Source organism: Pseudomonas ficuserectae (assembly GCF_024584585.1).
Lineage (GTDB): Bacteria > Pseudomonadota > Gammaproteobacteria > Pseudomonadales > Pseudomonadaceae > Aquipseudomonas > Aquipseudomonas amygdali.
Map to the genome: position 1 here is coordinate 716,025 of NZ_CP085684.1, position 12,290 is coordinate 728,314.

12 protein-coding genes are annotated in these 12,290 nt (G+C 54.9%); all 12 read left to right on the top strand.

Translation table 11 applies throughout. The features are described from left to right. Positions 1 to 4: 4 nt before the first annotated feature. Positions 5 to 4,204, top strand: coding sequence for a DNA-directed RNA polymerase subunit beta' (gene rpoC, locus LJU29_RS03175; RefSeq protein ID WP_257111635.1), 4,200 nt, complete (start codon positions 5 to 7; stop codon positions 4,202 to 4,204). 198 nt (positions 4,205 to 4,402) lie between these two features. Next, a complete protein-coding gene (gene rpsL / locus LJU29_RS03180) occupies positions 4,403 to 4,774 on the top strand; it encodes a 30S ribosomal protein S12 (protein ID WP_002555494.1) in 372 nt (123 codons plus the stop codon). 122 nt (positions 4,775 to 4,896) lie between these two features. Beyond that, positions 4,897 to 5,367 (top strand): 30S ribosomal protein S7, encoded by a 471-nt coding sequence (rpsG, locus tag LJU29_RS03185; protein WP_002555493.1) that lies wholly within the window; start codon positions 4,897 to 4,899, stop codon positions 5,365 to 5,367. A 30-nt stretch (positions 5,368 to 5,397) separates the two neighbouring features. Continuing rightward, positions 5,398 to 7,503, top strand: a complete 2,106-nt coding sequence (fusA, locus tag LJU29_RS03190; protein WP_004666356.1) for an elongation factor G — start codon at positions 5,398 to 5,400, stop codon at positions 7,501 to 7,503. 31 nt (positions 7,504 to 7,534) lie between these two features. Then, positions 7,535 to 8,728 carry an elongation factor Tu gene (gene tuf / locus LJU29_RS03195; protein ID WP_003369027.1) on the top strand — a complete coding sequence of 398 codons (1,194 nt, stop codon included), beginning with the start codon at positions 7,535 to 7,537 and terminating at the stop codon, positions 8,726 to 8,728. 141 nt (positions 8,729 to 8,869) lie between these two features. Continuing rightward, positions 8,870 to 9,181, top strand: coding sequence for a 30S ribosomal protein S10 (gene rpsJ / locus LJU29_RS03200; protein WP_002555491.1), 312 nt, complete (start codon positions 8,870 to 8,872; stop codon positions 9,179 to 9,181). Between the two features lie 81 nt (positions 9,182 to 9,262). Next, positions 9,263 to 9,898: a 50S ribosomal protein L3 gene (rplC, locus tag LJU29_RS03205; RefSeq protein WP_257111636.1), complete on the top strand. Its 636-nt coding sequence runs from the start codon at positions 9,263 to 9,265 to the stop codon at positions 9,896 to 9,898. Positions 9,899 to 9,910: 12 nt separating this feature from the next. After that, complete coding sequence (gene rplD, locus LJU29_RS03210) at positions 9,911 to 10,513, top strand: 50S ribosomal protein L4 (protein ID WP_002555489.1); 603 nt, start codon at positions 9,911 to 9,913, stop codon at positions 10,511 to 10,513. Beyond that, the gene (rplW, locus tag LJU29_RS03215; protein WP_002555488.1) at positions 10,510 to 10,809 is read left to right on the top strand and encodes a 50S ribosomal protein L23; all 300 of its coding nucleotides are present in this window, start codon (positions 10,510 to 10,512) and stop codon (positions 10,807 to 10,809) included. Before rplD ends, rplW begins: the two co-directional genes overlap by 4 nt. Positions 10,810 to 10,823: 14 nt before the next feature. Continuing rightward, positions 10,824 to 11,648, top strand: a complete 825-nt coding sequence (gene rplB / locus LJU29_RS03220) for a 50S ribosomal protein L2 (protein WP_003317104.1) — start codon at positions 10,824 to 10,826, stop codon at positions 11,646 to 11,648. Between the two features lie 16 nt (positions 11,649 to 11,664). After that, positions 11,665 to 11,940 (top strand): 30S ribosomal protein S19, encoded by a 276-nt coding sequence (rpsS, locus tag LJU29_RS03225; RefSeq protein ID WP_002555486.1) that lies wholly within the window; start codon positions 11,665 to 11,667, stop codon positions 11,938 to 11,940. A gap of 13 nt (positions 11,941 to 11,953) precedes the next feature. Further along, positions 11,954 to 12,286: a 50S ribosomal protein L22 gene (gene rplV / locus LJU29_RS03230; RefSeq protein ID WP_002555485.1), complete on the top strand. Its 333-nt coding sequence runs from the start codon at positions 11,954 to 11,956 to the stop codon at positions 12,284 to 12,286. The last annotated feature ends 4 nt before the right edge of the window (positions 12,287 to 12,290 follow it).

The following is a 12,290-nucleotide window of genomic DNA, read 5'->3' on the forward strand; positions in this document are numbered from 1 at the left end:
AGCCTTGAAAGACCTACTGAATTTGCTGAAAAACCAGGGTCAAGTCGAAGAGTTCGACGCAATCCGTATCGGACTTGCATCGCCTGAGATGATCCGCTCTTGGTCGTTCGGTGAAGTTAAAAAGCCGGAAACCATCAACTACCGTACGTTCAAGCCTGAGCGTGACGGTCTGTTCTGCGCCAAGATCTTTGGCCCGGTAAAAGATTACGAGTGCCTGTGCGGTAAGTACAAGCGCCTGAAGCACCGCGGTGTCATCTGCGAAAAATGCGGTGTTGAAGTAGCACTGGCCAAGGTTCGTCGCGAGCGCATGGCTCACATCGAGCTGGCTTCGCCGGTTGCTCACATCTGGTTCCTGAAATCGCTGCCGTCCCGTATCGGTTTGCTGATGGACATGACCCTGCGTGATATCGAACGTGTTCTCTACTTCGAGAGCTATGTCGTTATCGATCCAGGCATGACTACCCTTGAAAAAGGTCAGCTGCTGAACGACGAGCAATACTTCGAAGCCCTCGAAGAGTTCGGTGATGACTTCGACGCCCGCATGGGTGCCGAGGCTGTCCGCGAACTGCTGCACGCTATTGATCTGGAGCACGAAATTGGCCGTCTGCGTGAAGAAATTCCGCAAACCAATTCCGAAACCAAAATCAAGAAGCTGTCCAAGCGTCTGAAATTGATGGAAGCCTTCCAGGGTTCCGGCAACCTCCCTGAGTGGATGGTGCTGACCGTTCTGCCGGTTCTGCCGCCAGATCTGCGTCCTCTGGTTCCGCTTGACGGTGGTCGTTTCGCGACGTCCGACCTCAACGATCTGTATCGTCGAGTGATCAACCGTAACAACCGTCTGAAGCGTCTGCTGGATCTGTCTGCTCCCGACATCATCGTGCGCAACGAAAAGCGCATGCTGCAGGAAGCGGTCGATGCGCTGCTCGACAACGGTCGTCGCGGTCGTGCGATCACAGGTTCCAACAAGCGTCCTCTGAAGTCCCTGGCTGACATGATCAAGGGTAAACAGGGTCGTTTCCGTCAGAACTTGCTCGGTAAGCGTGTTGACTACTCGGGTCGTTCGGTAATTACCGTAGGTCCGACCCTGCGTCTGCACCAGTGCGGTCTGCCGAAAAAAATGGCTCTCGAGCTGTTCAAGCCGTTCATTTTCGGCAAGCTGGAAATGCGTGGCCTGGCCACGACCATCAAAGCTGCCAAGAAGATGGTCGAGCGCGAGCTGCCAGAGGTCTGGGACGTTCTTGCTGAAGTAATTCGCGAACACCCGGTGCTTCTGAACCGCGCGCCAACGCTTCACCGTCTGGGCATCCAGGCGTTTGAACCAGTACTGATCGAAGGTAAGGCTATTCAGCTGCACCCGCTGGTCTGTGCTGCGTACAACGCCGACTTCGACGGCGACCAGATGGCCGTTCACGTACCTTTGACGCTGGAAGCTCAGCTCGAAGCGCGTGCACTGATGATGTCGACCAACAACATTCTGTCGCCAGCCAACGGTGAGCCAATCATCGTTCCTTCGCAGGACGTTGTACTGGGTCTGTATTACATGACTCGTGAAGCGATCAACGCCAAGGGCGAAGGTCGTGTGTTTGCGGACCTGCAGGAAGTCGACCGCGTATTCCGCGCCGGCGAAGCGGCTCTGCATGCCAAGGTCAAAGTTCGTATCCACGAAACGGTCAACGACCGTGACGGTGGCAGCGTCAAGAACACCCGTATCGTCGACACCACTGTCGGCCGTGCGCTGCTGTTCCAGGTGGTTCCGGCCGGCCTGTCCTACGACGTCGTCAACCAGCCCATGAAGAAGAAGGCGATCTCCAAGCTGATTAACCAGTGCTACCGCGTGGTTGGTTTGAAAGAGACCGTGATCTTCGCTGACCAGTTGATGTACACCGGTTTTGCCTACTCGACCATTTCGGGTGTTTCCATCGGCGTTAACGACTTCGTTATCCCGGATGAAAAAGCTCGCATCATCGACGCGGCCACCGAAGAAGTTAAAGAGATCGAAAGTCAGTATGCCTCCGGCCTGGTAACCCAGGGCGAGAAGTACAACAAGGTGATCGACCTCTGGTCCAAGGCCAACGACGAAGTGTCCAAGGCAATGATGTCGAACCTCTCGAAAGAGAAGGTCATCGATCGTCATGGCGTCGAAGTTGACCAGGAATCCTTCAACTCGATGTACATGATGGCTGACTCCGGTGCGCGTGGTTCTGCTGCCCAGATTCGTCAGTTGGCTGGTATGCGTGGTCTGATGGCCAAGCCTGACGGCTCCATCATCGAAACGCCGATCACTGCGAACTTCCGTGAAGGTTTGAGCGTACTTCAGTACTTCATCTCCACTCACGGTGCTCGTAAGGGTCTTGCGGATACCGCACTGAAAACCGCTAACTCCGGTTATCTGACTCGCCGTCTGGTAGACGTTGCTCAGGATCTGGTCGTTACCGAGGTGGATTGCGGTACCGAGCACGGTCTGCTGATGACTCCGCACATTGAAGGCGGTGACGTTGTAGAGCCGCTGGGTGAGCGCGTACTGGGTCGGGTTATCGCCCGTGACGTGTTCAAGCCGGGCACAGAAGACGTCATCGTTCCTGCTGGCACACTGGTAGACGAGAAGTGGGTCGAGTTCATCGAGCTGAACAGCATCGACGAAGTGATCGTTCGCTCGCCAATCAGCTGTGAAACGCGCTACGGCATCTGTGCCAAGTGCTACGGTCGCGACCTGGCTCGCGGTCACCAGGTTAACATCGGTGAAGCTGTCGGCGTAATCGCTGCACAGTCGATCGGTGAGCCGGGTACCCAGCTGACAATGCGTACGTTCCACATTGGTGGTGCGGCAAGTCGGACCTCGGCAGCCGACAGCGTTCAGGTGAAGAATGGCGGTACTGTCCGTCTTCACAACCTGAAGCACGTTGAGCGTGTTGACGGTCACCTGATTGCGGTATCCCGCTCCGGTGAACTGGCCATCGCTGATGACTTCGGTCGCGAGCGTGAGCGTTACAAGCTGCCATACGGTGCAGTGATTTCGGTGAAGGAAGGCGACAAGGTCGACGCTGGTTCGATCGTGGCCAAGTGGGATCCGCACACTCACCCAATCGTTACCGAGATGAAAGGTACTGTTACCTACGTCGGCATGGAAGAAGGCATCACGATCAAGCGTCAGACAGACGAATTGACCGGTATGACCAACATTGAAGTGCTTGACGCCAAAGACCGTCCGGCTGCCGGCAAGGACATCCGTCCTGCTGTGAAGATGGTCGGTCTGGATGGCAAGGATCTGCTGTTGCCGGGTACTGACGTACCTGCTCAGTACTTCCTGCCGGCCAACGCCCTGGTCGGTGTGGCTGACGGTGCGCAGATCGCGATCGGTGATGTTATCGCTCGTATTCCGCAGGAAACTTCGAAGACTCGTGACATCACCGGTGGTCTGCCGCGTGTTGCCGACCTGTTCGAAGCCCGTCGTCCGAAAGAGGCGTCGATCCTTGCAGAAGTCAGCGGTACCATCGCATTCGGTAAAGAAACCAAAGGCAAGCGCCGTCTGGTCATTACCCCGAACGACGGTAGCGATCCGTACGAAGAGCTGATTCCGAAGTGGCGTCACCTGAACGTCTTCGAAGGCGAACAAGTGAACCGCGGCGAAGTTATCTCCGACGGTCCTAGCGATCCACACGACATCCTGCGTCTGCTGGGTGTGAGTGCGCTGGCCAAGTACATCGTCAACGAGATTCAGGATGTATACCGTCTGCAAGGCGTGAAGATCAACGACAAGCACATCGAGACGATTCTGCGTCAGATGTTGCGCAAGGTTGAAATTGCCGAGTCTGGCGATTCCAGTTTCATCAAGGGCGACCAGATGGAATTGACTCACGTACTGGTAGAAAACGAGCGTCTGAGCACGGAAGACAAGTTTGTCTCCAAGTTCACTCGCGTGTTGCTGGGTATCACCAAGGCATCGCTGTCCACCGAGTCGTTCATCTCCGCGGCCTCCTTCCAGGAGACAACCCGCGTGCTGACCGAGGCGGCTGTGACTGGCAAGCGCGATTATTTGCGCGGCCTGAAGGAAAACGTGGTTGTGGGTCGTCTGATCCCGGCCGGTACCGGTCTGGCTTATCACAGCGAGCGCAAGCGTCGTCGTGAAATGGACAAACCGACCCGTGTCAGCGCGAGCGAAGTAGAAGCCGCTCTGACTGAAGCGTTGAACTCCAGCGGTAATTGAGACTAAAGCCTCGGCATTTTCATCTGGCAGACAGCACGTTTTCGTGTTGTTTGCCTCTTGAGGATGTCGGGGCTTTGTCTTGACTGGGGGCGGGATCCTCTTTAGACTCTTGTACCCCTAAATTTGGCGGGGCTTGTGCCCTGTCATTTGCTTTTCTTGTAAGACAATAGCGTCGCAAGACAACAGTGGAGCTAGTAGATGGCAACTATCAACCAGCTGGTACGTCAGCCGCGTAAGCGTATCGTCGAGAAATCCGACGTGCCTGCGCTGCAGAACTGCCCGCAACGTCGCGGTGTGTGCACTCGTGTGTATACCACCACGCCGAAAAAACCTAACTCGGCATTGCGTAAAGTCTGCCGTGTGCGCCTGACCAACGGTTTCGAGGTTTCCTCGTACATCGGTGGTGAAGGTCACAACCTGCAAGAGCACAGCGTGGTACTGATCCGTGGCGGTCGTGTAAAAGACTTGCCAGGTGTTCGTTATCACACCGTTCGTGGTTCTCTGGATACTTCCGGCGTTAAAGGCCGTAACCAGGGTCGCTCGAAATACGGTACCAAGAAGCCTAAGTAGTTTTTGGCTTCTGTGTGAAATTGCAGATTTCTATTTTTCTGAGTCGATAAGAGTAAGGTCGGGCGCATCCCTTGCAGGATGGTGGTCCCGAGCTAACCTGAAGACCGTTTTAGGGCTTATCCATGCCAAGAAGACGCGTAGCAGCCAAGCGCGAAGTGCTTGACGATCCAAAATACGGCAGCCAGATCCTGGCCAAGTTCATGAACCACGTTATGGAAAGCGGCAAAAAAGCCGTTGCCGAGCGTATCGTTTATGGCGCGCTGGAAAAGGTTAAAGAACGCAAGAACAGCGACCCCCTGGAAATCTTCGAGAAAGCTCTCGACGCCATCGCTCCGCTGGTCGAAGTAAAGTCGCGCCGTGTAGGCGGTGCTACTTACCAGGTTCCTGTCGAAGTTCGTCCGTCCCGTCGTAATGCTCTGGCAATGCGTTGGCTGGTAGACTTCGCGCGCAAGCGCGGTGAGAAGTCAATGGCGCTGCGTTTGGCTGGCGAACTGCTGGACGCCGCCGAAGGTAAAGGTGCTGCGGTCAAGAAGCGTGAAGACGTGCACCGTATGGCTGAGGCCAACAAGGCTTTCTCGCACTACCGCTTCTAATTTCAGCGTCACTAATTTTGCGAGGGCTTTATGGCTCGTACTACTCCGATTGGCCGCTACCGTAACATTGGTATCGTTGCTCACGTGGATGCTGGTAAAACCACCACCACCGAGCGCGTCCTTTTTTACACCGGCAAAAGCCACAAAATGGGCGAGGTGCATGACGGCGCCGCGACCACGGACTGGATGGTTCAGGAGCAGGAGCGTGGTATTACCATTACTTCTGCTGCTATTACTGCCTTCTGGCAGGGTTCCGAGAAGCAACACAAAGACCAATACCGTTTCAACGTTATTGACACCCCGGGCCACGTTGACTTCACCATTGAAGTTGAGCGTTCCCTGCGTGTACTCGATGGCGCGGTCGTTGTGTTCTGTGGCACTTCCGGCGTAGAGCCGCAGTCCGAAACCGTATGGCGTCAGGCCAACAAGTACGGTGTTCCACGTATCGTTTACGTGAACAAGATGGACCGTGCTGGTGCAAACTTTCTGCGCGTAATCGCTCAGATCAAGCAGCGCCTGGGTCACACCCCGGTACCGATCCAGTTGGCCATTGGTGCCGAAGACAACTTCCAGGGTCAGATCGATCTGATGTCCATGGAAGCTGTTTACTGGAACGATGCCGACAAGGGTATGGTTCCACGTCGTGAGCCTATCCCTGCCGAGCTGCAGGAACTGGCTGATGAGTGGCGCAGCAACATGGTTGAGGCTGCTGCCGAAGCCAGCGAAGAGCTGATGAACAAATACCTCGAAGGTGAAGAGCTCACCAACGAGGAAATCAAGGCCGCTCTGCGTCAGCGTACTATCGCTGGTGAGATCGTTCTTGCTGTTTGCGGTTCTTCCTTCAAGAACAAGGGTGTTCCCCTGGTTCTCGACGCCGTGATCGACTACCTGCCGGCTCCGACCGACATTCCAGCTATCAAGGGTTCCGATCCTGATAACGAAGAAGTCCTGATGGAGCGTCATGCAGACGACAACGAGCCGTTCTCGGCTTTGGCGTTCAAGATCGCTACCGACCCATTCGTGGGTACCTTGACTTTCGTCCGCGTTTACTCGGGCGTGTTGGCATCCGGCGACGGCGTGATCAACTCGGTGAAAGGCAAGAAAGAGCGTGTGGGTCGTATGGTGCAAATGCACGCAAACGCCCGCGAAGAAATCAAGGAAGTTCGCGCTGGTGACATCGCGGCCTTGATCGGCATGAAGGACGTCACCACTGGTGAAACCTTGTGCAACGCTGACAAGCCAATCATCCTGGTTCGCATGGACTTCCCGGAGCCGGTTATTTCGGTTGCCGTTGAGCCAAAAACCAAGGATGACCAGGAAAAAATGGGTATCGCTCTGGGCAAACTTGCTCAGGAAGACCCTTCTTTCCGCGTCAAGACTGATGAAGAGACTGGTCAAACGATCATCTCTGGCATGGGCGAGCTGCACCTGGACATCCTGGTTGACCGGATGCGCCGTGAGTTCAACGTCGAAGCCAACATCGGCAAGCCTCAGGTTTCCTATCGTGAGCGCATCACGAAGAATTGTGAAATCGAAGGCAAGTTCGTTCGTCAATCCGGCGGTCGTGGCCAGTTCGGTCACTGCTGGATCCGTTTTGCACCTGCTGACGAAGGTCAGGAAGGTCTGCAATTCGTAAACGAAGTGGTAGGTGGTGTTGTTCCCAAGGAATACATCCCGGCTATCCAGAAGGGTATCGAAGAGCAGATGAAGAACGGCGTTGTTGCCGGCTATCCGCTGATCGGCCTGAAGGCTACCGTGTTTGATGGTTCCTACCATGACGTCGACTCGAACGAGATGGCGTTTAAGGTGGCTGCTTCCATGGCGACCAAGCAACTGGCCCAGAAGGGCGGTGGTGAGTTGCTTGAGCCGATCATGGCGGTAGAGGTTGTTACGCCTGAAGACTATATGGGTGACGTGATGGGCGACCTTAACCGCCGTCGCGGCATGATCCTGGGTATGGAAGATACGGTTTCCGGCAAAGTAATTCGTGCCGAGGTTCCGTTGGGTGAGATGTTCGGTTATGCGACCGACGTTCGCTCCATGTCTCAGGGTCGCGCAAGCTACTCTATGGAATTCAAAAAATACAATACAGCTCCGTCGCACATCGTCGAAACTGTAACCAAAAAACAAGGCTGATTCAGCGCCTTTAGGCTAGGAGTTATTTGTCGTGGCTAAAGAAAAATTTGATCGTTCCCTCCCGCACGTCAACGTTGGCACCATTGGTCACGTTGACCACGGTAAAACCACGCTGACCGCTGCTCTGACTCGCGTCTGCTCCGAAGTTTTCGGTTCGGCTGCTGTTGAATTCGACAAGATCGACAGCGCACCGGAAGAGAAAGCTCGTGGTATTACCATCAATACCGCGCACGTTGAATACAAATCGTTGATCCGTCACTACGCTCACGTTGACTGCCCAGGTCACGCTGACTACGTGAAGAACATGATCACCGGTGCTGCCCAGATGGACGGCGCGATTCTGGTTTGTTCGGCCGCTGATGGTCCGATGCCACAAACCCGTGAGCACATCCTGCTGTCCCGTCAGGTTGGCGTTCCGTACATCGTGGTTTTCCTGAACAAGGCTGACCTGGTAGACGACGCTGAGCTGCTGGAACTGGTTGAGATGGAAGTGCGCGATCTGCTGAGCACTTACGACTTCCCAGGCGACGACACTCCGATCATCATCGGTTCTGCTCGTATGGCTCTGGAAGGTAAAGACGACAACGAAATGGGCACCACTGCCGTTCGTAAACTGGTTGAAACACTGGACTCCTACATTCCAGAACCAGTTCGTCTGACCGACAAGCCGTTCCTGATGCCAATCGAAGACGTGTTCTCGATCTCCGGTCGCGGTACTGTTGTGACTGGTCGTATTGAGCGCGGTATCGTCAAGGTTCAGGATCCACTGGAAATCGTTGGTCTGCGTGACACTACCGTCACCACCTGCACCGGTGTTGAAATGTTCCGTAAGTTGCTCGACGAAGGTCGTGCTGGCGAGAACTGCGGCGTTCTGCTGCGTGGTACCAAGCGTGACGACGTTGAGCGTGGCCAGGTTCTGGTCAAGCCAGGCACCGTCAAGCCGCACACTCAGTTCGAAGCTGAAATCTACGTTCTGAGCAAAGAAGAAGGCGGTCGTCACACTCCGTTCTTCAAAGGCTACCGTCCACAGTTCTACTTCCGTACTACCGACGTAACTGGTAGCTGCGAACTGCCGGAAGGCGTAGAAATGGTTATGCCAGGTGATAACGTTAAAGTTTCCGTTACCCTGATCAAGCCAATCGCAATGGAAGATGGTCTGCGTTTCGCAATCCGTGAAGGCGGTCGTACCGTCGGCGCTGGCGTCGTGGCCAAAATCATCGCGTAAGCGTTGATTCCCAAAAAGAGCCCCCGCAACGCGGGGGCTTTTTTATTGGGTTGACACCTAGTGAGGTCGTCTATAGAATTGCGCCTCCTTTTAACGGGCGTATTGCGCTCGGTGGGAACAGCAATCTGGAGTCTGAATCCAATGCAAAACCAGCAAATCCGTATCAGGTTGAAGGCTTTTGACCATCGCCTGATCGACCAATCAACCCAGGAAATCGTGGAAACCGCGAAACGTACTGGTGCACAGGTGCGTGGTCCGATTCCACTGCCGACTCGTAAAGAGCGGTTCACCGTTCTGGTTTCTCCGCACGTCAACAAAGACGCGCGCGACCAGTATGAGATCCGTACTCACAAGCGTGTTCTGGACATTGTTCAGCCAACGGAAAAAACCGTTGATGCGCTTATGAAGCTTGATCTTGCGGCCGGTGTGGAAGTTCAGATCAGCCTCGGCTAAGACTTGGGTCTTAGTCGTGTAACGCTCTGAAATGGGCGGCCATAGCGGGTGAAAGCCCCGTACACTCATGAGGTTTACAACATGACTATTGGTGTAGTCGGTCGTAAATGCGGTATGACCCGTATTTTCACCGAAGAAGGTGTCTCCATTCCGGTCACGGTCATTGAGATCGAGCCGAGTCGCGTCACTCAGTTCAAAACCGAAGAAACCGATGGCTATCGTGCAGTGCAAGTCACTGTCGGCGAGCGTCGCGCTTCGCGTGTTACAGCCGCTCAGGCTGGCCACTTCGCTAAGGCGAACGTTGCCGCCGGTCGTACTGTCATGGAATTCCGTCTTGAAGAAGGCGACTACCAGGCTGGCGATCAGATCAACGCTGAAATCTTCGCCGCTGGTCAACTGGTTGATGTAACCGGTCAGTCCAAGGGTAAAGGCTTCCAGGGTACGATCAAGCGTTGGAATTTCCGTGGTCAAGACAATACCCACGGTAACTCCGTCTCCCACCGCGTCCCAGGCTCTATCGGCCAGTGCCAGACTCCTGGTCGTGTATTCAAGGGCAAAAAAATGTCCGGTCATATGGGCGCTGAGCGCGTGACCGTGCAGTCCCTGGAAGTAGTGTGCGTGGACGCTGAACGCAATCTGTTGTTGGTCAAGGGTGCTGTTCCTGGCGCTACTGGCGGCAACCTGGTTGTACGTCCGGCAGCCAAGGCTCGCGGTTAAGGGGAAGCTGACATGCAATTAAATGTAAATGACGCTCAGGCAATCGAAGTTTCCGAACTGACATTTGGCGGCGAATTCAACGAGACGCTGGTTCACCAGGCAGTCGTGGCCTACATGGCTGGCGGTCGTCAGGGCAGCAAGCAGCAAAAGACCCGTTCCGACGTTCGTGGTGGCGGTAAGCGCCCTTGGCGTCAGAAAGGTACTGGCCGTGCTCGTGCCGGTACTATCCGTAGCCCAATCTGGCGTGGCGGCGGTACCACTTTCGCAGCTCGTCCTCAGGATCACACTCAGAAGCTCAACAAGAAGATGTATCGCGCTGCTTTGCGCTCCATCCTTGCTGAACTGGTTCGTACTGATCGTCTGGTCGTGGTTCAGGACTTCGCTGTTGAAGCACCGAAAACCAAAGATCTGCTGAACAAGCTGACTGGCATGGGCCTGACTGACGTCCTGATCGTGTCTGACGCTGTTGACCAGAATCTGTACCTGGCTGCTCGTAACCTGCCACACGTTGATGTACGTGATGTTCAAGGTTCCGATCCAGTTAGTCTGATCGCATACGACAAGGTGTTGATCACCGTGTCGGCCGTGAAGAAATTCGAGGAGCTGCTGGGATGAACCAGGAACGCGTATTTAAAGTTCTGCTTGGCCCGCACGTTTCCGAAAAGGCTACGGTTCTTGCAGACAAAAAAGGTCAGTTCGTTTTCAAGGTTGCTACTGACGCAACCAAGCTGGAAATCAAGAAGGCCGTCGAAAGCCTGTTCAGCGTGAAAGTAGAGCGTGTTACTACCCTGAACGTTCTGGGTAAGAGCAAGCGCACTGCTCGCGGTCTGGGCAAGCGTAATGACTGGAAGAAGGCAGTTATCTCCCTTCAGCCAGGCCAAGATCTCGATTTCAGCAGCAGTGCTGAGTAAGGAAGGGGTGCATCATGGCAATCGTTAAATGCAAACCGACTTCCCCTGGCCGCCGTTTTGTGGTCAAGGTGGTCAACCAGGAGCTGCATAAAGGCGCTCCTCACGCACCGCTGCTCGAGAAAAAATCGAAGTCTGGTGGTCGTAACAACAATGGTCGTATTACTACCCGTCATATCGGTGGTGGCCATAAGCAGCATTATCGTCTGGTCGACTTCCGTCGCAACGACAAGGATGGCATCGCTGCCACCGTCGAGCGTATCGAATACGATCCAAACCGTACTGCTCACATTGCTCTGCTGCTTTACGCAGACGGCGAGCGCCGCTACATCATCGCCCCTAAAGGCGTGAGTGCTGGCGACCAGCTGATTGCAGGTGCTCTGGCACCAATTAAGCCGGGCAACGCTCTTCAACTGCGCAACATTCCAGTTGGTAGCACCGTACACGGCATCGAACTGAAGCCAGGTAAAGGCGCACAAATCGCTCGTTCCGCTGGTGCTTCCGCACAGCTGATCGCTCGTGAAGGTGTGTACGTAACCCTGCGTCTTCGCTCCGGTGAAATGCGTAAAGTACTGTCTGAATGCCGTGCAACGCTTGGCGAAGTCTCGAACTCCGAGCACAGCCTTCGTTCGCTGGGTAAAGCTGGTGCCAAACGCTGGCGTGGCGTTCGCCCAACCGTTCGTGGTGTTGCCATGAACCCGGTTGACCACCCACATGGTGGTGGTGAAGGTCGTACCTCTGGTGGTCGTCATCCGGTATCGCCGTGGGGCTTCCCGACTAAGGGCGCGAAGACTCGTGGTAATAAGCGTACCGACAAAATGATCGTCCGTCGTCGCAAGTAAATAGAGGGATACGACAGTGCCACGTTCTCTGAAAAAAGGTCCTTTTATTGATCTTCACCTACTGAAGAAGATCGAAGTGGCGGCGGAAAAGAACGATCGCAAACCAGTTAAAACCTGGTCGCGTCGTTCGATGATCCTGCCACAAATGGTCGGTCTGACCATTGCAGTGCATAACGGTCGTCAACATGTTCCAGTTCTCGTGAACGAAGACATGGTCGGCCATAAACTAGGCGAGTTTGCCGGTACCCGCACATATCGTGGGCACGTGGCAGACAAGAAAGCCAAGCGTTAAGGGGTAAGGAACGATGGAAGTAGCCGCTAAGTTGTCGGGCGCTCGAATCTCCGCCCAGAAAGCCCGCTTGGTCGCCGACCAGATCCGCGGGAAGAAGGTGGGCGAAGCGCTCAACCTGTTGGCTTTCAGCAGTAAGAAAGCCGCCGAGATCCTGAAGAAAGTGCTGGAGTCGGCTGTAGCCAACGCCGAGCATAACGAAGGCGCAGACGTTGATGACCTTAAGGTCTCCACCGTTTTCGTCAACGAAGGGCGTTCGCTGAAGCGCATCATGCCACGTGCTAAAGGCCGTGCTGATCGCATCGTCAAGCGGTCTTGCCATATCACTGTCAAGGTTGCTGACAAGTAACGGA

Excerpts from the sequence above, each read along its gene's own strand:
- fusA (WP_004666356.1), top strand. The coding sequence starts at position 5,398 with ATGGCTCGTACTACTCCGATTGGCCGCTACCGTAACATTGGTATCGTT.
- rpsG (WP_002555493.1), top strand. The coding sequence starts at position 4,897 with ATGCCAAGAAGACGCGTAGCAGCCAAGCGCGAAGTGCTTGACGATCCA.
- rplC (WP_257111636.1), top strand. The coding sequence starts at position 9,263 with ATGACTATTGGTGTAGTCGGTCGTAAATGCGGTATGACCCGTATTTTC.
- rplD (WP_002555489.1), top strand. The coding sequence starts at position 9,911 with ATGCAATTAAATGTAAATGACGCTCAGGCAATCGAAGTTTCCGAACTG.
- rplW (WP_002555488.1), top strand. The coding sequence starts at position 10,510 with ATGAACCAGGAACGCGTATTTAAAGTTCTGCTTGGCCCGCACGTTTCC.
- rplB (WP_003317104.1), top strand. The coding sequence starts at position 10,824 with ATGGCAATCGTTAAATGCAAACCGACTTCCCCTGGCCGCCGTTTTGTG.
- rplV (WP_002555485.1), top strand. The coding sequence starts at position 11,954 with ATGGAAGTAGCCGCTAAGTTGTCGGGCGCTCGAATCTCCGCCCAGAAA.
- rpsJ (WP_002555491.1), top strand. The coding sequence starts at position 8,870 with ATGCAAAACCAGCAAATCCGTATCAGGTTGAAGGCTTTTGACCATCGC.
- rpsL (WP_002555494.1), top strand. The coding sequence starts at position 4,403 with ATGGCAACTATCAACCAGCTGGTACGTCAGCCGCGTAAGCGTATCGTC.